This window comes from Aeribacillus sp. FSL M8-0254 (assembly GCF_038008845.1).
GTDB lineage: Bacteria > Bacillota > Bacilli > Bacillales > Aeribacillaceae > Aeribacillus > Aeribacillus composti.
Genome location: NZ_JBBOZY010000001.1, coordinates 115,854 through 134,885, shown reverse-complemented (window position 1 = coordinate 134,885; position 19,032 = coordinate 115,854). Strand labels below are relative to the sequence as shown.

General features: G+C 39.6%; 21 protein-coding genes and 1 other annotated feature. All 21 genes read right to left on the bottom strand.

Annotated features, from left to right (window positions below; translation table 11 throughout):
- Window positions 1-70: 70 nt before the first annotated feature.
- The 21 genes from rplK to NSQ44_RS00590 all read right to left on the bottom strand — a co-directional run bounded on the left by rplK (window position 71) and on the right by NSQ44_RS00590 (window position 18,447).
- Window positions 71-496, bottom strand: coding sequence for a 50S ribosomal protein L11 (rplK, locus tag NSQ44_RS00690; protein WP_063387145.1), 426 nt, complete (start codon window positions 494-496; stop codon window positions 71-73).
- Window positions 497-676: 180 nt separating this feature from the next.
- Window positions 677-1,210 (bottom strand): transcription termination/antitermination protein NusG, encoded by a 534-nt coding sequence (nusG, locus tag NSQ44_RS00685; protein ID WP_340854463.1) that lies wholly within the window; start codon window positions 1,208-1,210, stop codon window positions 677-679.
- Between the two features lie 116 nt (window positions 1,211-1,326).
- Window positions 1,327-1,509 (bottom strand): preprotein translocase subunit SecE, encoded by a 183-nt coding sequence (gene secE / locus NSQ44_RS00680; RefSeq protein ID WP_063387143.1) that lies wholly within the window; start codon window positions 1,507-1,509, stop codon window positions 1,327-1,329.
- Window positions 1,510-1,543: 34 nt separating this feature from the next.
- Window positions 1,544-1,687 carry a 50S ribosomal protein L33 gene (gene rpmG / locus NSQ44_RS00675; RefSeq protein WP_082829425.1) on the bottom strand — a complete coding sequence of 48 codons (144 nt, stop codon included), beginning with the start codon at window positions 1,685-1,687 and terminating at the stop codon, window positions 1,544-1,546.
- A gap of 63 nt (window positions 1,688-1,750) precedes the next feature.
- The gene (gene sigH, locus NSQ44_RS00670) at window positions 1,751-2,404 is read right to left on the bottom strand and encodes an RNA polymerase sporulation sigma factor SigH (protein ID WP_094244875.1); all 654 of its coding nucleotides are present in this window, start codon (window positions 2,402-2,404) and stop codon (window positions 1,751-1,753) included.
- A gap of 79 nt (window positions 2,405-2,483) precedes the next feature.
- Window positions 2,484-2,999, bottom strand: a complete 516-nt coding sequence (locus tag NSQ44_RS00665; RefSeq protein WP_063387141.1) for an NYN domain-containing protein — start codon at window positions 2,997-2,999, stop codon at window positions 2,484-2,486.
- Between the two features lie 3 nt (window positions 3,000-3,002).
- Window positions 3,003-3,788: a 23S rRNA (guanosine(2251)-2'-O)-methyltransferase RlmB gene (rlmB, locus tag NSQ44_RS00660; protein ID WP_063387140.1), complete on the bottom strand. Its 786-nt coding sequence runs from the start codon at window positions 3,786-3,788 to the stop codon at window positions 3,003-3,005.
- A complete protein-coding gene (locus tag NSQ44_RS00655; RefSeq protein WP_117017141.1) occupies window positions 3,736-4,164 on the bottom strand; it encodes a Mini-ribonuclease 3 in 429 nt (142 codons plus the stop codon). Before NSQ44_RS00655 ends, rlmB begins: the two co-directional genes overlap by 53 nt.
- 2 nt (window positions 4,165-4,166) lie before the next feature.
- Window positions 4,167-5,564, bottom strand: a complete 1,398-nt coding sequence (gene cysS / locus NSQ44_RS00650; RefSeq protein ID WP_340854460.1) for a cysteine--tRNA ligase — start codon at window positions 5,562-5,564, stop codon at window positions 4,167-4,169.
- Complete coding sequence (gene cysE / locus NSQ44_RS00645) at window positions 5,561-6,241, bottom strand: serine O-acetyltransferase (RefSeq protein ID WP_327863047.1); 681 nt, start codon at window positions 6,239-6,241, stop codon at window positions 5,561-5,563. Before cysE ends, cysS begins: the two co-directional genes overlap by 4 nt.
- 35 nt (window positions 6,242-6,276) lie before the next feature.
- Window positions 6,277-6,510, bottom strand: a binding site (T-box leader).
- Window positions 6,511-6,552: 42 nt separating this feature from the next.
- A complete protein-coding gene (gene gltX, locus NSQ44_RS00640) occupies window positions 6,553-8,013 on the bottom strand; it encodes a glutamate--tRNA ligase (protein WP_340854457.1) in 1,461 nt (486 codons plus the stop codon).
- A 71-nt stretch (window positions 8,014-8,084) separates the two neighbouring features.
- Window positions 8,085-8,564 (bottom strand): 2-C-methyl-D-erythritol 2,4-cyclodiphosphate synthase, encoded by a 480-nt coding sequence (ispF, locus tag NSQ44_RS00635; protein ID WP_340854455.1) that lies wholly within the window; start codon window positions 8,562-8,564, stop codon window positions 8,085-8,087.
- Complete coding sequence (gene ispD, locus NSQ44_RS00630) at window positions 8,561-9,253, bottom strand: 2-C-methyl-D-erythritol 4-phosphate cytidylyltransferase (RefSeq protein WP_063387134.1); 693 nt, start codon at window positions 9,251-9,253, stop codon at window positions 8,561-8,563. The genes ispF and ispD overlap by 4 nt, the downstream gene beginning before the upstream one ends.
- Window positions 9,254-9,268: 15 nt before the next feature.
- Entirely contained in the window at window positions 9,269-10,363 is a 1,095-nt protein-coding gene (locus NSQ44_RS00625; protein WP_340854453.1) for a PIN/TRAM domain-containing protein, read from the bottom strand.
- A 99-nt stretch (window positions 10,364-10,462) separates the two neighbouring features.
- Window positions 10,463-11,524, bottom strand: coding sequence for a DNA integrity scanning diadenylate cyclase DisA (gene disA / locus NSQ44_RS00620; protein ID WP_340854451.1), 1,062 nt, complete (start codon window positions 11,522-11,524; stop codon window positions 10,463-10,465).
- Window positions 11,525-11,526: 2 nt separating this feature from the next.
- Window positions 11,527-12,903 carry a DNA repair protein RadA gene (gene radA / locus NSQ44_RS00615; protein ID WP_340854449.1) on the bottom strand — a complete coding sequence of 459 codons (1,377 nt, stop codon included), beginning with the start codon at window positions 12,901-12,903 and terminating at the stop codon, window positions 11,527-11,529.
- Window positions 12,904-12,985: 82 nt separating this feature from the next.
- Complete coding sequence (gene clpC / locus NSQ44_RS00610; RefSeq protein WP_063387130.1) at window positions 12,986-15,421, bottom strand: ATP-dependent protease ATP-binding subunit ClpC; 2,436 nt, start codon at window positions 15,419-15,421, stop codon at window positions 12,986-12,988.
- On the bottom strand, window positions 15,418-16,506 hold the full coding sequence (locus tag NSQ44_RS00605; RefSeq protein ID WP_063387129.1) for a protein arginine kinase: 1,089 nt from the start codon (window positions 16,504-16,506) through the stop codon (window positions 15,418-15,420). The genes clpC and NSQ44_RS00605 overlap by 4 nt, the downstream gene beginning before the upstream one ends.
- A gap of 1 nt (window position 16,507) precedes the next feature.
- Window positions 16,508-17,056 (bottom strand): UvrB/UvrC motif-containing protein, encoded by a 549-nt coding sequence (locus tag NSQ44_RS00600; protein ID WP_063387128.1) that lies wholly within the window; start codon window positions 17,054-17,056, stop codon window positions 16,508-16,510.
- Window positions 17,057-17,070: 14 nt separating this feature from the next.
- Window positions 17,071-17,532: a CtsR family transcriptional regulator gene (locus NSQ44_RS00595; protein WP_063387474.1), complete on the bottom strand. Its 462-nt coding sequence runs from the start codon at window positions 17,530-17,532 to the stop codon at window positions 17,071-17,073.
- Window positions 17,533-17,772: 240 nt separating this feature from the next.
- Window positions 17,773-18,447, bottom strand: a complete 675-nt coding sequence (locus tag NSQ44_RS00590; protein ID WP_232515631.1) for an MgtC/SapB family protein — start codon at window positions 18,445-18,447, stop codon at window positions 17,773-17,775.
- Window positions 18,448-19,032 lie beyond the last annotated feature (585 nt).

Genomic DNA, 19,032 nt, shown 5'->3' with positions numbered 1-19,032 from the left:
AACCTCCCACGAATAAAGGTTGCGAACTTGAATAAACAAACTCGCAACCTACTACACCAATGCATATTGATTAGTCTTCGATCACAATGCCCATGCTTCGGGCTGTGCCTTCAACCATACGCATTGCTGCTTCAACGCTAGCTGCATTTAAGTCAGGCATTTTCGTTTCGGCAATTTCGCGAACTTTATCGCGTTTAATTGTTGCCACTTTATTACGATTCGGTTCACCAGAACCCGATTCAATTCCAGCTGCTTTTTTCAAAAGAACGGCAGCAGGCGGAGTTTTCGTAATAAATGTAAATGAACGGTCTTCAAATACCGTAATTTCAACAGGAATAATTAAGCCAGCTTGATCAGCCGTGCGAGCGTTGAACTCTTTACAGAATCCCATGATATTAACCCCAGCTTGACCGAGAGCAGGCCCTACTGGCGGCGCAGGATTAGCTTTACCTGCAGGAATCTGCAATTTCACGATTTTAATCACTTTTTTAGCCACGAGACACACCTCCTTAAGTCCGTGATGTGGTAATAGGGTAAAACCCTCCCACTCATGCAACATCCTTCTTTATATGAATGAGAGAAAGATTAATGCATCATTCAGTCTCTTTCAGAGACATATCGACTTAAGAAATATTACCATTTTTAATTAATGATTTCAAGTTTGTTTTTCTACATTTTACAATTTGGAAACTTGGGAAAAATCTAGTTCAACTGGTGTTTCACGCCCAAACATATTGACGAGAACTTTGACTTTTTTTCTATCTGTATCGATTTCTTCGATAACGCCTGTGAAATTAGCAAACGGGCCGTCATTTACTTTTACCGTTTCTTTTAATTCAAAATCAACTTCCACACGAGTCTCTTCTATTCCCATGCGTTTGAAAATTGCCTGTACTTCTTCCGGCAAAAGTGGAGTTGGTTTAGATCCAGACCCTGCAGAGCCGACGAATCCGGTAACTCCGGGAGTGTTGCGAACCACATACCATGAATCATCCGTCATGATGAGCTCTACTAAAACATACCCAGGGAAAACCTTTTTTTTCGTCACTTTTTTCTTTCCGCTTTTCATATCCATTTCTTCTTCTTCAGGGACGATCACACGAAAAATTTTGTCCTGCATGCCCATTGACTCTACGCGTTTTTCTAAATTCGCTTTTACTTTATTTTCATAGCCGGAATATGTATGCACAACATACCAGTTCTTTTCCATATCAGAGGACCTTGTCCTTCCCTCCCCATTTCATTTTTAGGCAATGAAAAAACCCGTTTACCGGGTTTACTGACGGACTTATGAATAATATCTATTATATCATGGATAAAAGGCTTTTATTCAAGAATAAGCCTTAATAACTCAGAAATTCCTAAGTCGACAATAGCAAAAAATATAGCAAAAAAGGCTACCGTTGTAATGACCGTAATCGTATAGCGAACCAATTCCTTTCTTTTCGGCCAGCTGACCTTTTTCATTTCTTTTACGACATCTCGAAAAAATCCAGTCAAGCGCTGCATTTGTTTACCTCCAGAAATCCAAGAATCGTGCAATTTACTTTGTTTCCCGATGAGTGGTATGAGCTTGGCACGTTTTACAAAACTTTTTGATTTCCAACCGTTCTTCGGTCGCCTTTTTCATCGTTGAATAATTTCGGCTGCCGCATTGAGAACAAGCTAGAACTATTTTTTTCCTCATATTACACCTACCGATACTTACTCTATTAAACAGTAACATAATGGCAATTTTTATGTCAATGAGTTATGAAGTAAATTCCCTCAGCTCTAAGTATCTTTCTAGCTTTCTTTTCACCCGTTGCAAGGCATTGTCAATAGATTTTACATGCCTGTTTAATTTTTCTGAAATTTCTAAATAGGAACGACCTTCCAAATAAAGGGACAACACTTTCCGTTCAAGATCAGATAATATTTCCCCCATTTTCAATTCTATATCATCAAACTTTTCCTGGTTAATGATGAGTTCTTCTGGATCCATTACTTTTGCTCCAGATATTACATCCATCAGTGTGCGATCTGACTCTTCATCATAAATGGGTTTATCCAATGAAACATACGAGTTTAGAGGAATATGTTTTTGACGGGTAGCAGTTTTAATGGCAGTAATCATTTGGCGGGTAATGCACAACTCGGCAAATGCCTTAAAGGAGGTAAGCTTGTCCTCTTTAAAGTCACGAATCGCTTTATATAATCCAATCATCCCCTCTTGAATTATATCCTCACGATCCGCCCCGATGAGAAAGTAGGATCTTGCCTTGGCCCGCACAAAGTTCCGGTATTTTGTGATCAAGAAATCCAATGCAGCGCTGTCGCCTTTGTGGACGAGCTCTACAATTTGTTCATCTTCAAGCTTCTGCAATTTTTTTATTTTTTCCCCCTTGTTGTCTTGAACACTCATGCAAATCACCCCGACCGCGCATACAATTATTAGACATATTATACTGCAAGATTTCCATAAACGTCAACTTATGTCAAAATTACGATAAATCTCCTCTTCTCCATTTTTCGAACCTTTCGGCAACTTCATAAGAAAGGCGAATCTTCGAAGCGGGGCGCTCGCCCTGAATTTGCTGAATTTTTTTTCGAATGCTTTCTTCAATAGACACCACTTCGTTATATAGCTCGCGCGCCGATTTTCTCAAAGCTCCCTGGGAAAAAATCGTCCATTGTTCTATATAGTCGGATGTTGCTACATAAATTTTCGTCTTAATATTTTTTAATGTTTTGGCTAGCTTTTCAATCCGTTCATCAGCGGTTTCATTTTCTCTCGTGAAAATAATTTCCACGCGATTATCTAAATATTTTTTTTCAATTCCTTTCACTAAATGAGCATCAAAAACGACAATCACCTTCATCCCCGTGTATGCTTGATATTCGGCCATCTTGTTGATCAGGATCTTCCTTGCATCCTCCAAATTGTTTTCATCTTTTAATTTTTGCAGATCAGGCCAAGCACCAATAATGTTGTATCCATCGACTAATAAAATATCCATTGGCTACTCTCCTGATGGCCGCCGTTTACGAAAAACTTCATACATTAATAGACTGGCAGCAACGGAGGCGTTCAAAGAAGTAACATGACCAACCATCGGGATTTTCACAAGGAAGTCGCACTTTTCTTTTACTAAGCGGCTGATCCCTTTCCCTTCACTGCCGATTACTAATGCAACAGGCAGTTTTCCATCAATTGTCCGATAATCGTCTTCCCCTTTTGCATCAGTGCCGTAAATCCATATACCTCTGTTTTTCAGCTCGTCAATCGTGCGCGCCAAATTTGTCACGCGGACTACGGGAACATATTCAATTGCTCCCGTTGACGTTTTTGCCACTACATTGGTTAAACCGACCGCCCGGTTTTTTGGAATAATAATGCCGTGCACTCCAGCAGCATCAGCTGTTCTCATAATCGACCCGAGATTAGCTGGATTTTCAATTTCATCTAGAATCAGAAAAAAGGGCGCTTCCCCGCGTTCGTCAGACAATTTGAACAAATCTTCAAAATCCGTATACTTATACGCAGCAACTTGTGCAATGACTCCTTGGTGGCTGCCCGAAACGATCTGATCGAGCTTTTTCTTTGGAACGAATTGAACTGCTACCCCTTTATTTTTCGCCAGCATTATAATTTGCTGCGCTTGTTTAGTATATGAATTTTCCGCAATAAACACTTTGTTAATATCCCTGTTCGATTTCAATGCTTCGATAACCGAATTCTTCCCGTATATATATTCATCCGCCACGTTCAACTCCCCCTTTCTCGTATGTTGCAGCGATTGCAGCATCTATGACATCGTTTAGCCGATCTTGATCACCTGTTAAAAAAAGATAGCCGATTAAAGATTCGAAAGCCGTGCTGTATCGGTATGTTTGTACATCGGTATTTTTCGGCACCGTGTTTGACTTGGCATTTCGCCCTCTTTTCATTATTTCCAGCTCTTCTTCATTGAAAAAGCCGTTGTCAGTTAATGTTTTTAAAATCGCTGCCTGCGCTTTGGCCGAAACAAACGACTTCGCCAATTTATGAAGCTGGCCCGGTTTGACAGTTCCTTTTGATAACAGATGATGCCTGACAAATACTTCATATACAGCATCGCCCATATATGCTAAAACAAGACCGTTAAGCTGCCGTGCTTCTTTTATTTTTTCAAGCTCAATCATATTTATCCTCTTTTCCACCTTGTTCCTTGAGGCGTATCTTCCAATATAATGTTCATTTCCTTGAGCTGATCTCGAATTTTGTCGGCTAAAGCAAAATTTCTTTCTTTTCTAGCTTGATTTCGCTCGTTTATCAGCCTTTCAATGTCTTCGTCCAGCAGCTCTTGAACATCAAATGTCAAACCTAATACATCGCCAAATTCATTAAATAGCTGCAAAAATGCCTTAATTACTTTTTCGGAGGTGTTTTTTCTTTCCAAATAATAGTTTGCATGTTTCACTAAATCGAAAATGACAGATATAGCATTCGCCGTATTGAAATCGTCGTCCATTTCATGAATAAATTCCTTCTTTAGCCGGCTGATTTCTTCCAGCCATTTTTCATCATCATCAGTGAGATTCGCACTACTTTCCAGCCGATGCTTTAAATTGATATATGAGGTGCGGATTCTTTCCAATCCGTTTTTTGTACTATCCAAAAGTTCTTTCGAATAATTGATAGGATGTCGGTAGTGTACAGACAGCATAAAAAATCGAAATACTTGTGGGTCATACTGCTTTAAAACATCTTGAACAAGAATAAAATTTCCGAGTGATTTAGACATCTTCTCATTGTTGATATTAATATAACCGTTATGCATCCAATATTTCGCAAAAGGTTTGCCGGTAAGCGCTTCGGATTGTGCGATCTCATTTTCATGATGCGGAAAAGTTAAATCTTGGCCGCCTGCATGAATATCAATTGTATCCCCTAAATATTTTCTTGCCATTGCGGAGCATTCAATATGCCAGCCAGGACGTCCTTTTCCCCAAGGGCTATCCCATGAAATTTCCCCTTCTTTTGCTGCTTTCCAAAGTGCAAAATCAAGCGGATCTCTCTTTTTTTCGCCAATTTGTATTCTGGCACCGGCACGAAGCTCATCTATTGATTGATGCGAAAGCTTTCCGTATTCCTTAAAATACCGTGTTTTATAATACACATCTCCGTCGACTTCATAGGCATAATTTTTGTCAATGAGAGCTTGGATGAATTCAATGATTGTCTCCATATTTTCCGTCACACGAGGATGAACATCCGCTCTTTTGCATCCCAGTGCATCAATATCAGAAAAATAGGCCTTAATAAATCGTTCTGCAATCTCCGGAACCGTTTCGCCCAAATCATTTGCAGCTTTAATCAATTTATCATCCACATCGGTAAAATTCGACACATATTTCACATCGTACCCTCTGTACTCCAAATATCGACGAACTGTATCATATACAATGGCTGGTCTAGCATTTCCGATGTGAATATAGTTGTAAACGGTAGGACCGCAAACATACATCTTTACCTTGTTGTCCTCTAAAGGAATAAATTCTTCCTTTTTCCTGGATAATGTATTATAAATTTTGATACTCATTGAACGCCCTCCTTTTTTTTCAGATTATCTAATTCTGCCTTTAATTTTCCTATTTCTTTTTCAAGCTCTTTGAATTTATCTGAAATAGGATCCGGCAAATCTCTATGATTTAAATCTTTTCTCACCTTTTTCCCGTTTTGCACAACAACTCTCCCCGGAATGCCTACAACAGTCGAATTATCCGGAACATCGCGCAAAACGACAGAACCTGCGCCAATTTTCGAGTTTTCTCCAATCGTAATAGATCCTAATACCTTCGCGCCCGCTGCAATGAGAACATTATTTTTGATGGTAGGATGCCGTTTCCCCTTTTCTTTACCTGTTCCGCCTAATGTAACTCCTTGATATACAGTAACATTATCGCCAATTTCACAAGTCTCGCCAATAACGACACCCATGCCATGATCGATGAAAAAACGACGACCGATTTTGGCACCAGGGTGGATTTCAATTCCCGTGAAAAAGCGGCTTATTTGCGAAATGACCCTGGCGATAAAGTATAATTTCCGTTTGTAAAACGCATGCGCCAACCGATGAGCCCATATGGCGTGAAGGCCTGAATAAGTTAAGATTACTTCTAAATAAGATCTCGCAGCAGGGTCTTGGTCAAAAACGACTTCCACATCTTCTTTTAATATTTTCCACATATTTTTCTCCCTCCCATAAAAAGTAATCATAATACCCTACTGAAAAAGAAATGCGCCTCTGTAGATACAGAGACGCAAATAAGCGCGGTTCCACTCTGTTTAGGGAAAAGTATAGCTTTTCTTTTCCCTCAACTTTAACTCTTATAACGGTGAGTCTCCGCTTTTGTCTACTCCCGCTGGTTTCGACAAAAGACTCGAAGGGGCATTTCAGAAAGCGCGTGCTTAAACCTCTTTCAGCCAAAGGAGGTTCTCTCTGAAAAGCCGTTTGCTTTCTTACTTCTCCTTCTCAACGTTTTTCCGTCATCTGTTCATACATACTATATTACAATTTTTTTAAAAAGTTAATCTAGTGCTTTTTCCAGCCTTGTGATAATCTTTTCTTTTCCTAAGAGCTCAAGGGCAAGCGGCAGCTCAGGACCGTGTGTCTGTCCGGTCGTCGCAACGCGAATCGGCATGAACAATTTTTTCCCCTTTTGACCTGTCGCTTTTTGAACTGACTTAATCGCTTTTTTGATTTCATCTGCTTTGAAATCTTGAATTGCTTTCACTTCTTCCAAAAATGCGCTTAACACGGAAGGAACTTGTTCTTCTTGAAGCACAAGTTTTCCTTCTTCATCGATCTCTATCTCTTCCTTAAAAAACATTTCGCTTAATTCGACAATTTCTGCACCATAGCTCATTTGCTCTTGATACAGGGAAATGAGACGTTGCACCCAATCTCTTTCATCTTCTGACATATTTTCACTGATGCGCCCGGCTTTTACAAGGTGGGGCAGCGAAAGGTCGACTACTTTTTCGAGATCAAGCTTTTTCATGTACTGATTGTTCATCCATTTTAATTTCAGTGTATCGAAAACAGCAGGTGATTTTGATAATCGGTTTGGATCAAAAATTTTAATAAACTCTTCTTTGCTGAAAATCTCTTCTTCCCCAACAGGAGACCATCCTAACAAACCGATAAAATTAAAGAGCGCTTCAGGCAAATACCCTAATTCAGCATATTGTTCAATAAATTGAATGATGCTCTCATCACGCTTGCTTAATTTTTTTCTGTTTTCATTGACGATTAACGTCATATGACCAAAAACAGGCGGTTCCCATCCAAAAGCTTCATAAATCATCATTTGCTTCGGTGTATTGGAGATATGGTCTTCTCCGCGCAACACATGACTGATTTCCATTAAATGATCGTCGACGGCGACGGCAAAATTATAAGTCGGTGTTCCGTCTTTTTTCACGATGACAAAATCCCCAAAATCATCGGACTCAAAAGAAATATCTCCTTTTACGATATCGTTCCATTTATATATTTTTCCTTTTGGAACCCGGAAACGAATGCTTGGTTTCCGTCCTTCTTTTTCGAGTGCCTCTTGCTGTTCTTTAGAAAGGTGTGCGCATTTCCCTGAATATCTTGGCATTTCACCGCGATCGATTTGCGCTTGACGCTCGTTTTCAAGCTCCTCTTCCGTACAATAACATTTATACGCCAAGTCTCTTTCCAAGAGCTCTTCATAATATTTTTCATAAATGCTTGTCCGCTCCGATTGTCGATAAGGACCGTAATCTCCGCCCTTGTCTATGCTTTCGTCCCAATCAATTCCAAGCCATTTTAAATAAAAAAGCTGGCTTTGTTCTCCTCCTTCGATATTCCGCTTTTGATCGGTATCTTCAATTCGGATAATAAATTTCCCATTTTGGCTTCTAGCGAACAAATAATTAAATAATGCAGTGCGTGCGTTTCCAATATGTAAATGCCCCGTCGGACTCGGTGCATAGCGAACCCGTATTCCGTTGTCAGCCATATTTTGTCCCTCCAATAATCAAACCGTAATTCTTTAAAATATTGTACCACCAAACCATTGATGTTCAAAGATTACTTTTTCTTTTGCAATAAAACGATTGACTGTGCAGCGATTCCTTCCCCGCGTCCTGTAAACCCAAGCTCCTCCGTCGTCGTTGCTTTAACATTCACTTGGTCAAGTTCAGCCTCCAAGAGCTCCGCAATTCTAGTACGCATTTGTTGGATGTAAGGCGCCATTTTGGGTTTTTGAGCAATAATTGTACAATCCGCATTGCCTAATATATAGCCTTTCTCCTTTACCAAGTTCCATACCTCTTGAAGCAATTTCGCCGAGTCAATATCTTTATATGCAGGATCCGTATCAGGAAAATGCTTGCCGATATCTCCTTCTCCAATCGCTCCCAAGCAGGCATCTGTCAATGCATGAAGAAGAACATCAGCATCAGAATGTCCAAGCAATCCTTTTTCATAAGGAATGTTGACTCCACCGATCATAAGCGGTTTTCCTTCCACAAGCTGATGAACATCAAAACCTTGTCCAATCCGAATCATTCCCTTTCCCCTCTTTCACTCTCTAAAATCGCACGGGCAAAAATCAAATCTTCAGGGGTTGTAAGCTTTATATTTGAATAATCCCCATGTACAATACAAACTTTTTCGCCAATTCTTTCTACAAGACTTGCATCGTCTGTTCCTACAAATTGATCCCTATTGGCCGCTTCATGAGCTTTTAATACGATGGAAAGACGAAAAGCTTGTGGCGTTTGAACTGCCCACAAGCTAGAACGTTCAACAGTATCAATGACTTCCATATTACGAACCCTTTTCACAGTATCCTTTACAGGAACGGCTACGACCGCTGCGCCCTCTAAATGAGCCTTTTCAACAAGCTGATGTATGGTTTCCCTGCGAATGAAAGGTCTTGCTCCGTCGTGAATTAATATTATACCATCTTCTTCAACGGCTTTTAACCCGTTGTAAACACTATATTGGCGTTCCTGTCCTCCGGGAACTAGTTTTTGCACTTTTTTTATTTTATATTTTTTCAGTAAAGAAAGAAATTCTTCACGCTCTTTCTCGTTTATGACTAGAACAATTTCGGTGCATTGAGGATCTTTTTCAAACACCATTAAAGTATGAACAATCACAGGTAAAGAATTAAGTTTGATAAACTGTTTATTTTTTCCTGCCCTCATTCTTTTCCCTTGCCCTGCAGCTGGTATGACAACCCGATATTCCATCTTCTTTCTCCCTTATTACAATGCTTTTTCCAGCAGCTTTGGCTTTGCAAAAATCATTCGTCCGGCAGATGTTTGAAGAACGCTTGTAACGAGAATATCAATATTTTTCCCGATATAGTCCCTTCCGTCCTCGACAACAATCATCGTGCCATCATCAAGATAAGCAACACCTTGGTTATGCTCTTTTCCATCCTTAATTACTTGGACATTTAACTCTTCCCCTGGTAGTACAATCGGTTTTACCGCATTGGCTAAATCGTTGATGTTCAAAACAGAGACGTTTTGGAGCTCACATACTTTATTTAAATTGAAATCGTTTGTGACCACAACGCCTTGAATGATTTTTGCCAGTTTTACAAGCTTGCTGTCGACTTCTTGTATATCTTCGAAGTCGCCTTCCCATATTTCCACTTGAATGTTCAGCTCTTTTTGGATTTTATTTAAAATATCCAGACCTCTTCTTCCTCGATTTCTTTTTAGCACATCTGAAGAATCCGCTATATGCTGAAGTTCCTCCAACACAAATTGAGGAATAATAATGGTCCCTTCTAAAAAACCTGTTTGACAAATATCTGCAATCCTGCCATCTATAATAACACTTGTATCTAATATTTTTAAGCTTTTCTTTTCAACATTTTCCTCTTCTTCTTGAGAGGCTTTCTTCTTGCTGATTCTTGCTGTAATCGAAAACAAGTTCAACAGTTCGTCGCGCTTTTTATATCCGATTTGAAAACCTAAATATCCTAAAATTATGGTTAAAAAGATCGGAACAATGTTATTGATAATTGGGTATGGAAGTTCGGATAATGAAATTCCAATTAAATAAGCAATAATCAGACCAAAAATTAATCCTAAACTGCCAAATAATACATCCGTAACCGGAGCTTTCACTAATTTCTCTTCTATAAATTTTATCCAATTCACCACATAATCCACTAGCCAGAAGGAGGTTATATAAAATAAAATTGCACCTAATATCGCCAATATATATGGTGTCATCAGAAATGGAACATCATCAAGATTTAAGAGAAATAATAATTCCGGTATAAACAAAACACCTAACGTTCCGCCAACAAAAAAGAAAAATATTTGAACAATTCGTTTTAACATACCTCCACCTCCTTTATTTCATTATATACACTTTCAAACCTTTCAAACATCTAAAAACATGGATTGTAAAAATATTGATAAATTACTGTAAAGGATGTGTTAGAGCTCCCTTGCAATGTTATACTGATCTTGGAGGCGCCTTAATCCTTCCTTAATTTTCCTCGCCCTAACTTCACCTATTCCTTCCACTTCATCAAGCTTTTCTACGGTAGCATTTGCAATTTGTTTCAAATTTTCAAAGGTTGTCACTAAATTTTCAATAATAACGGAAGGAAGCTTTGGTATTTTATGCAAAAACCGGTATCCTCGAGGAACAACAGGTTCATTCATATTGGTAAAATGGGGATATCCGAGCAGCTTCAATAAAACCGCATCATCTAATAATGCAGAGCTGGACAATTCTTGCAGCTCCTTTAATATAGGAATCGGATCATTCAGCCGCTCCATGCTGTAATCTTTGATAAGCAGAGCCGCTTCTTTTTCAATATCTGCTAAAAGCTCGGTCATCTGAAGCTGAATCAGCTGCCCTTCTGTACCGAGTTCGTAAATATAATTAATAATTTCATTCTTAATTCGTAGCACCATTTCTATTCTATGTAAAACTAGGATCACTTCATCGATCGTGACTAAATCTTCAAACTCTAAAGATCCTAAATTATTAATGGATTGGTCAGTGGCAGATTTATACTTTTCCAACGTCCGCAAAGCTTGATTGGCCTTCGTCAAAATGACGCCGATATCCCTCAAAGCATAGCGGGAATTGCCAAAATATAATGTGACGACATTTCTTCTTTCAGAAATAGCAATTACGAGATTTCCTGTTTGCTTTGCTACTCGTTCAGCTGTTCTATGCCTCATGCCTGTTTCTCTTACCTCTATGCTCGTATCCGGAACGAGCTGTGCGTTTGCGTATAAAATTTTTTGCCCTGAGTCACTTAAAATAATGGCCCCATCCATTTTAGCAAGTTCATATAAATAGGCGGGGGAAAAAGGGCAATTGATATAAAATCCCCCGTCTACAATTTGTTTGATTTTTTCGTTAAATCCTACAACAATTAGCCCCCCGGTCTTTGCGCGCAGCACGTTTTCAATTCCTTCCCGGATTGGTGTGCCTGGGGCTACAAATTGCAAGATTTCCTTAAGCGATTTCTCTTGTTTCATAGCTATCCCCCTATTGCAAGTTCGAGCGCTTCTGAAATGTTTTGCACACCGATAATTTCTATATCTTCCGGACATTTCCAACCGCCCAGATTGGCTTTCGGTAAAAAGATCCGCTTAAATCCCAGCTTGGCAGCTTCTTGTACACGCTGTTCAATTCGTGAAACCCTTCTAATTTCTCCTGTTAAACCAACCTCACCGACAAAAACATCATAAATATTCGTCGGAACATCTTTAAAGCTTGAGGCTATACTGATGCAAATTGCCAAGTCAATTGAAGGCTCGTCTAATTTCACCCCGCCGGCAACTTTTAAGTAGGCATCTTGGTTTTGGAGCAATAAACCAACACGTTTTTCCAATACCGCCATCAACAAAGAAACACGATTATGATCAATCCCATTTGCCATCCTTCTGGGATTTCCAAAGCTTGTCGGGGTGATTAAAGCTTGTATTTCGACTAGAACAGGTCTAGTCCCTTCCATAGAGGCGACTACTGTTGAACCAGATGCCCCTTTTGCACGCTCTTCTAAAAACACTTCTGACGGGTTGAGCACTTCTTTCAGACCTGCTTCCTTCATTTCAAAAATTCCTATTTCGTTAGTGGATCCGAACCTGTTTTTAACTGCCCGTAAAATTCGGTACGTATGGTGTCGATCACCTTCAAAATACAATACAGTATCAACCATATGTTCTAAAATGCGCGGTCCTGCAATTGTGCCGTCTTTTGTTACATGGCCGACAATAAAAATTGGAATTCCCTTTGTTTTTGCCAATCTCATTAATTCAGCCGTACACTCTCGAACCTGAGATACGCTTCCAGGAGCAGAAGCAATTTCACTGTTATAAATCGTTTGAATGGAATCAATGATGACAAAAGCCGGTTCAGTTTCCAATATGGATTGAATAATGATTTCTAAGTCCGTTTCAGAAAGCACGAATAGTCTTTCGCCTTTTACCCCGAGTCGGTCGGAGCGAAGCTTTGTCTGTTTTAAAGATTCTTCTCCCGAAATGTATAAAACATCGTTCCCTCTCTCTGCCAGCTGCGAGGAGACTTGCAATAAGAGAGTGGATTTTCCAATTCCAGGATCCCCTCCAATTAAAACGAGAGACCCCTTTACAATTCCGCCTCCCAATACGCGGTTAAACTCATGAAGTCCTGTAAGCATTCTAGGTTCTTGCGCAGCTTGGATTTGATGAATTGGAGAAGGTTTGCTGACAGTGGATGATTCGGAATGACTAAAAACAATGCGGTGTTTTCCCTTTGGCTTGATAACTTCTTCAACCATTGAATTCCATGCGCCGCACCCTGGACATTTTCCCATCCATTTCGGCGATTCATATCCGCATGATTGACAAATATATTTCGATTTGATCTTTGACATTCGGTTATTCCCCACTTTGTTCAATCGATAAACGACAATAGAATGAAAGAGAGGGGCATACGGAAAGCTGTATGCCCATGGATTATTGAACCTTTTCTGCAGTTTTTACGACAAATTCATTATTTTGCACATCCAATACAACTTTTTGGCCTTGCGAGATCGTACCTTTCAATAATTCCTCTGATAAGCGATCTTCGACATATTTTTGAATCGCTCTCCGCAACGGACGCGCTCCATATTCTAAGTCAAAGCCCTCTTCAGCCAGCTTTTCTTTTGCACGATCCGTTAATTCGAGTTCTATATCCTGTTCTTTTAATCGTTTTGTCAGCTGATCCGCCATCAGCGAAACAATTTCTTTCAAATGTTTTTTCTCTAAAGAGTGGAACACAATAATTTCGTCAATCCGGTTCAAAAATTCAGGACGAAATGCTTTTTTCAGTTCATCCATCACTTTGTTTTTCATATCTTTATAATTTTCATTTTCGTCTTGAACATTAAAGCCGACATATTTATTCCGTTTTAATTCGCTTGCCCCTACATTTGAAGTCATAATTAAAATCGTATTTCGAAAATCAACGGTGCGCCCTTTTGAGTCTGTGAGTCTTCCGTCTTCAAGCACCTGCAGCAAAATGTTAAACACATCTGGATGAGCTTTTTCAATTTCATCCAATAATACGACTGAGTATGGCTTGCGGCGCACTTTTTCCGTCAATTGTCCTCCCTCTTCATAGCCTACATATCCAGGAGGCGAACCAACGAGCCTTGACGTAGAATGCTTCTCCATATATTCTGACATATCGATTCGAATCATAGCATCTTCGTCACCAAACATTGCTTCAGCTAATGCACGGGCTAATTCCGTTTTCCCTACACCTGTCGGTCCTAAGAAGATAAATGAACCGATCGGACGCTTCGGATCTTTTAAGCCTGCACGTGCCCGTCTGACAGCTTTTGCGACTGCAGTGACAGCTTCTTCTTGACCAATAACGCGCGAGTGTAAAATTTCTTCGAGATTCAAAAGCCGCTCTGATTCTGTTTGGGCAAGTTTAACAACCGGAATTCCCGTCCAGCTTGAAACAACCATTGCAATATCCTCTACGGTCACTTCAGAATTTTCTTGACCTTGTTTTTCCTTCCATGATTTTTTCGTTTCCTCTAATTCCTCTCTGAGCCGCTGCTCTGTATCTCTTAATGAAGCTGCTTTTTCAAATTCTTGGCTTTGGACTGCAGCTTCTTTTTCTTTTCGCACTTCTTCTAATTTTTGCTCCAATTCCTTTAAATTCGGAGGTGTTGCAAATGAACGAAGACGGACTTTGGAGCCTGCTTCATCAATCAAGTCAATTGCTTTATCAGGCAGGAACCGATCGGAAATATACCGATCTGAAAGTTTAACAGCAGCTTCAATCGCCTCATCGGAAATGGATACCCGGTGGTGTGCTTCATATCGGTCTCTTAATCCTCTTAAAATTTGAATGCTCTCTTCAATGGACGGTTCGTCGACTTGGATTGGCTGGAAGCGCCGTTCAAGTGCAGCATCCTTTTCAATATATTTACGGTATTCATCCAAAGTTGTTGCCCCAATACATTGCAATTCTCCCCGAGCCAAAGCAGGTTTTAAAATGTTGGAAGCATCAATTGCACCTTCCGCCCCGCCTGCGCCGATCAGTGTATGAAGCTCGTCAATAAATAAAATGATGTTTCCTGCTTGGCGAATTTCATCCATTACCTTTTTAAGGCGGTCCTCAAATTCCCCTCTATATTTTGTGCCAGCTACAACTGTTCCCATATCAAGGGTCATAACGCGCTTATCTCTCAAAATTTCAGGAACCTCATTATTCACAATTTGCTGAGCAAGTCCCTCTGCTATGGCAGTTTTCCCAACACCAGGTTCACCTATTAAAACAGGATTATTTTTTGTTCTTCGGCTCAAAACCTCGATGACACGCTGAATTTCTTTGCTTCGGCCGATGACTGGATCAAGTCCGCCCTCCCGTGCAACAGCCGTTAAGTCCCGCGCAAGACTATCAAGCGTCGGAGTATTTGCGTTTGTCATCGAACTTCCTTGGTGGCTTGAGGATACTTCATTGCTGCCTAACAACTGTAAAACTTGCTGACGCGCTTTGTTCAAGCTTACTCCGAGATTGTTTAAAACACGCGCAGCAACTCCCTCGCCTTCTCGAATTAATCCCAATAGGATATGTTCTGTTCCGACATAAGAATGTCCTAATTTTCTTGCTTCATCCATTGACAGTTCAATGACTTTCTTTGCTCTCGGTGTGTAATGGATCGTTTGCGAAATTTCTTGCCCCCGTCCTATCAGGCTTTCCACTTCATTTTGGATTTTTTCTGGACTTAATCCTAAAGCGTGAAGCGCTTTAGCGGCAATTCCTTCTCCTTCGCGCACGAGCCCAAGCAATATGTGCTCTGTGCCGATATTGTTATGTCCGAGTCGTACAGCTTCTTCCTGCGCTAAAGCAAGCACTTTTTGCGCCCGTTCCGTAAATCTCCCAAACATCATTGTTCATCATCCTCCCTTTGCTTCCTTTCTAATTGAAGCCTTTCACGAATTAATGTTGCCCTGCGAATATCCCGTTCATTCGGCCGTAGAACTCCTCCTGAATATTGTTGCAGAAATCCGGGCTGAATTAAAATCATAAGCTCATTTAAAACACTGCGTGGAACATTTTGAATAATTCCCAGGTCAATTCCTAAGCGCACATCTGATAAACATTGAATTGCTTCTTTCGATGGAATAATCCTGCTGTATTTGAGAGTGCCATAGGAACGATATACACGGTCTTCTAGATGATGCGGATTCGTTTTATATAAAGCATCTCTTGCAGCCCGTTCTTGAGCAATTAATTGCCCGACAACACCTATTAAATCATCGACAATATCATCTTCTGATTTGCCTAGCGTAATTTGGTTCGAAATTTGGAATATATTACCTATCGCTTCACTTCCTTCTCCATACCGACCTCTCACAACCAATCCTAATTGATTGATAGCAGGTATAATTTGGTTAATCTGCTGTGTTAAGACAAGTCCTGGAAGGTGCATCATCACGGAAGCCCGCAAGCCGGTACCGACATTTGTTGGACAGCTAGTTAAGTAGCCCCTATGTTCATCAAATGCATAATCAACTTTTTCCTCAATCCAATCGTCAAGATTCATTGCCATTTTCAACGCTTCTTTTAGCTGAAGGCCCGGGAACAAACATTGAATTCTAATATGATCCTCCTCGTTTATCATAATGCTCACTTCTTCGTTTTCAGATAAAAGGCACCCTCCAAGTGCTGATTCTTCCATTAAATAAGGACTAATCAAATGCTTCTCTACAAGTACGCGTTTTTGAATAGGCTGAAGTTCATTCATTTTCAGCAGCACGAATGTCCCTAAACCGTCAAACACTCTTTGTGAAAATGATTCTTCAAATGTATTTAAAACAGCCAAGGCTTCTTCATTCGACATAATGGTAGGGAAGCTGATATTTTCTATATTTCGCGCCAATCTGACTCGGCTGCTCAGCACAATATCGGAATCAGGTCCTTCTTGATTCATCCAAGGGCTCATGGCTGAACGAATAAATTTTTGAAAGGACATGTCATACTCCCCTTTCGTTCCGTCCATTTATCTTCGCTTCAATGGACCGAATTTCATCCCGAACTTGAGCTGCTCTTTCGAATTCCTCTTTCGCAATTAATTCTTGCAGTTCCTGTTTAAGCATTTTCAGGCGCTTTTTCAAATGAATACTTCCACCGGTCCGTTTCGGTACTTTACCGCCGTGAGTTGTATTCCCGCCATGAACACGTTTTAAAATCGGGGTAATTTGGTGATAAAACGTTTTGTAACAATGGGAGCACCCGAATTTACCAATTTTCGTAAATTGATCAAACGTCATATTACATTTCTCACATTGAATGACCTGATTTTTCTTGAAAACATTTTGCCCTTGGCTGCTAATGGCGCTGTCCATATTTAATAATCCGGACAATAAGTTGTTTATAGAAAAGCCTGGATTCATATTGAATATGAATACATCACTTTTTTCCTGTGCACATTTTTCACATATATGCACTTCAGTCTTTTCGCCGTTGATGATTTTTGTAAAGTGGAAAGTAGCGGGCCTTTCATGACATTCTTGACAAATCATCGTCCATCACATCCTCACTTGTATTTTAACGAGGTGAGCATCGCCTTCATCATCCTTGCCCTCAATTCGTCTCGATCAGGCAAATCAATATATAAAACAGACCGATCAATTACGCTCAACATAATTTTCGCTTCTCTTTCTGAAATAACCTCTTCATCAGCCAATCTCAAAATAATATCCTCCGCCGACGATTGTGACAGCCTTTTACCAATGGCATTTAAAATTTGATTGATCAGCTGGATACGGTCATTGATTCGAATTTTCATAATTCGGATATAACCGCCTCCACCCCTTTTGCTTTCGACAATGTAACCCCGTTCAATTGTAAAACGAGTGTTGATCACGTAATTGATTTGCGATGGAACACATTGAAATTTATCCGCAATTTCACTTCTTTTAATTTCAACAATTTCTTTTCCGCTTGAATCTAATACATGCTTTAAATATTGCTCGATAATATCAGATATATTCCGCACCTCGAAAAACACCTCCTTCAACTTTTTGATCGGAATTGCAAAACGCTCAAGAAATGTGCAATATCCTTGAGGGATAGGAGGCAAGATGTTTACGTAATGCTTATTTCCTAAACGATAACAACTAGTCACTTGACTTTGACTATATTTGACCTTAATTATAATATAAATTTTTTTTTGTGTCATTTCAACAAAAAAGCTCACTAATAATATTGCCATTTACAATATGGAAAAACCCGCTCTTTAAAAAACTTTTTTAACTTCTTGAAATTTCAATAATTCGTTTATGATTTCAGGCATTTCATCTTTTGGAAGGCCAATTTCAAGTAAATATGAACGCTTCGCATGTTTAGTTTCTTTTGGCTTTGACAATGTAAAATGAATTTTATAAACAGAAATATTTAATTGTTCAAGTTTCCGAGTAAATTCCACCAAATCATCTTCTGGAAGACTAACTTGTATCCATTTTTTGCTTGACTTCTCAGCAAAAAAAGCCTCCACCTTATTGAGAAAGATCAAACTCAACAATACAATCAAGGTAGAAAAAATCGCCAACGGATACATTCCTGCCCCAACGACAAGGCCAAGTCCTGCAACAACCCAAATCGAGGCTGCCGTCGTTAATCCTCTTACCGTAACCCCTCTCACTAATATCGTTCCAGCACCTAAAAAACCAATGCCGCTAATGACATAAGAAGGAATTCTTGCTGGGTCAAAACGAATATTTTCATAACGATCCATATATTCTTCAAAGCCATAAAGAGACAGAAGCATCATCATGCAGGAGCCGACACCAACTAACAAATGCGTGCGAAAGCCTGCTGGATGCCGTTTAAATTCTCGTTCAAGGCCAATAAATCCACTTAAAATGACTGCTAAAACAATGCGAATCAACATAATTTGCCATTCCTCAGGCATTATCATTCCTCCTTACCATCCAAATGACTTTTTCTGTTTTGGCCATATATGAATTTTGAAATGATACAGTATTATACTTTCCCATTATATGCGATGAACAGTGCTCAATATTCAATTGTTCTTGAGTATGAGACTAAGAATGATATGAAACAAAAAAGCACTTTTAGAGCTGGCTTTAAAATCAAACGAAGCTTTCACTGCTCATATGCTTCAAGAATGGAACAGTTTATGCTTCTGAAGTAGCGATCAATTAATTATACTCCGATTGAAGGTTTTAAAGAAAGCGAGCTTGATTGCAATAGATGCGGAGGATCTTCAGAAGAAGCGAGCTCTTAGTTGTTCGTAAATTTGTCGTTTTTGTTCGTTCTGTTTTAAGCTGTTTTGTCTGTTTGTTGTAAATTTCCATTTACAAGAGGATAAAAGAGGCTTGAGCTTCTCAAACCGCATTGCAGCGAATAATTGTTTCGTCCATACTTTTTTACAAGGATAAGCAAATCTCGCCTCCATCGCTTTTCTCAGATTAATTAAAACGGTTTGCATCATTCAAATCAATTAAAGATGTTTTTGTAACAGCAAAAATATCCA